This is a genomic window from Streptomyces longisporoflavus (assembly GCF_014649775.1).
GTDB lineage: Bacteria > Actinomycetota > Actinomycetes > Streptomycetales > Streptomycetaceae > Streptomyces > Streptomyces longisporoflavus.
Map to the genome: position 1 here is coordinate 1 of NZ_BMTR01000095.1, position 2,120 is coordinate 2,120.

At 72.9% G+C, this 2,120-nt stretch carries 1 protein-coding gene; it reads left to right on the plus strand.

What is annotated here, in order from left to right:
• On the plus strand, positions 1-2,120 hold a 2,120-nt coding region (locus IE226_RS43505), incomplete at both ends, for a SpnB-like Rossmann fold domain-containing protein (RefSeq protein WP_190087069.1).

Sequence of the window (2,120 nt, forward strand, 5' to 3'; positions counted from 1 at the left end):
AAGTGGCGTGCGGCGGGCCGCAAGGTGTCGCGTCTGAAGGTCAGCCACGCGTTCCACTCGCCGCTGATGGAGCCGATGCTCGACGACTTCCGTCGAGTTCTTGAGGGCGTGACCTACGAGGCGCCCGCGTTACCTGTGGTGTCGACCCTGACGGGCCACCTGGCCACTGCCGCGGAGCTGACCTCGGCGGAGTACTGGGTGCGGCACGTGCGCGAGGCCGTACGGTTCGCCGACGCCGTGAACACGCTGCGGCGCGAGGGTGTGACCACGTTCGTCGAGATCGGCCCCGGCGGGACGCTGTCGGCGCTCGGGCCGGAGACCGCGCCGGACGCCGGGTTCGTACCGGTGCTGCGGAACGACCGCCCCGAGGCGGCGGCGCTGACCACCGCGCTCGCGGAAGCACATGTGCGGGGCGCCCGCGTGGACTGGGCCGCCCGTTTCGCGGGCAGCGGGGCCAAGAGGGTCGAGCTGCCGACGTACGCGTTCCAGCGCGAGCGCTTCTGGCTGGACGTGCTGCCGTCGGCCGGTGATGTCACGGCGGCCGGACTGGGTTCGGCGGAGCACCCGCTGTTGGGCGCGGCCGTCACGGTGGGCGGTACGGATGGTGTGCTGCTGACTGGTCGTCTGTCGGTCCAGTCCCACCCGTGGCTTGCCGATTATGTGGTGCGGGGTTCGGTGTTGCTGCCCGGTGCCGCGTTCGTGGAGCTGGCGGTGCGCGCGGGGGACCAGGTCGGGTGCGACCTGGTAGAGGAGCTGACGCTTGAGACTCCGCTCGTCCTGCCCGAGAACGGTTCGGTGCGGTTCCAGGTGTGGGTCGGCGCCGAGGACTCCGACGGCCGGCGCGAGCTGACGTTCCACTCCAGCACGGGGGACGCCGACGACGGCGGTGCGTGGAGGCGGCACGGCATCGGCGTACTGGGTACGGGCGGGCGCTCCCGTGGGGCGTCGCTGGTGGAGTGGCCGCCGGCGGGCGCGGAGGCCGTTGAGCTGGAAGGTTTCTACGCGGGTCTGGCGGAGCCGGGCGTGGAGTACGGCCCGGTGTTCCAGGGCCTGCGGTCGGTGTGGCGCAAGGGCGAGGAGGTGTTCGCCGAGGTCGAGCTGCCGGAGGGTGTGAAGGCCGGCGGGTTCGGTCTGCACCCGGCGTTGCTGGACGCGGCGCTGCACGCCGTCGGCTCGGCGGGTGGCGAAGCCGAGGGGCTGCCGTTCTCGTGGTCGGGTGTGCGGCTGCACGCCTCGGGCGCGACGGCGCTGCGAGTGCGCCTGACGCCTGCGGGACCGGACGGAGTGTCGCTGGTCGTGGCGGACGGGGCGGGAGCCCCGGTCGCGACCGTGGACGCGCTCGTGCTGCGCCCGGTGTCCTCGGAGCAGTTCGCCGGTGAGGGCCGGGGCGACGCCCTGTTCGGCATCGACTGGGTGCCGGTTCCCCTGGCCGCCGGGGACGATGCCCCGACGGTCGAGTGGACCGACCTGGAGGCGCTAGCGGCCTCGGCCGACCTGCCCGACTATGTCGTTCTGCCGTGCCCGGTCACCGCTGCCTCCGAGATGGTCGCTGGTGCGCACGAGGCGGCGCACTGGGCGCTGAACACGGTCCAGGCCTGGCTGGCGGACGAGCGGTTCACCGCGTCACGCCTGGTTATCGCCACCAACGGAGCGATCGCCGCTACGGCCGATGACGACGTACGAGATGTCGCACAGGCGGCGGTGTGGGGTCTGCTGCGCTCCGCCCAGTCGGAAAACCCCGACCGGATCGTGCTGGTCGACCTCGACGAGGACGCGGCATCGGTGGAGGTGCTGACGTCCGCGCTGGCCACGGGCGAGCCGCAGATGGCGGTGCGTGCGGGCGCCGTCAGCGCGCCGCGTCTGGCCAGGGTGCGGCAGTCCGTGGAAGACGAAGCGGGCTTTGGTGACGGTGCCGTGCTGGTCACCGGGGCGACGGGGACGCTCGGCGGTCTCGTCGCCCGGCATCTCGTCGCCGAGCGCGGTGTGCGGAACCTGCTGCTGGTCAGCAGGCGTGGTGCTGTCGCCGAGGGCGCCGACGAGCTGCATGCGGAATTGGTCGCGCTGGGCGCCGAGGTGGCCTTCGCGGCGTGCGACGTGGCCGACCGCGAAGCCGTCGGGGC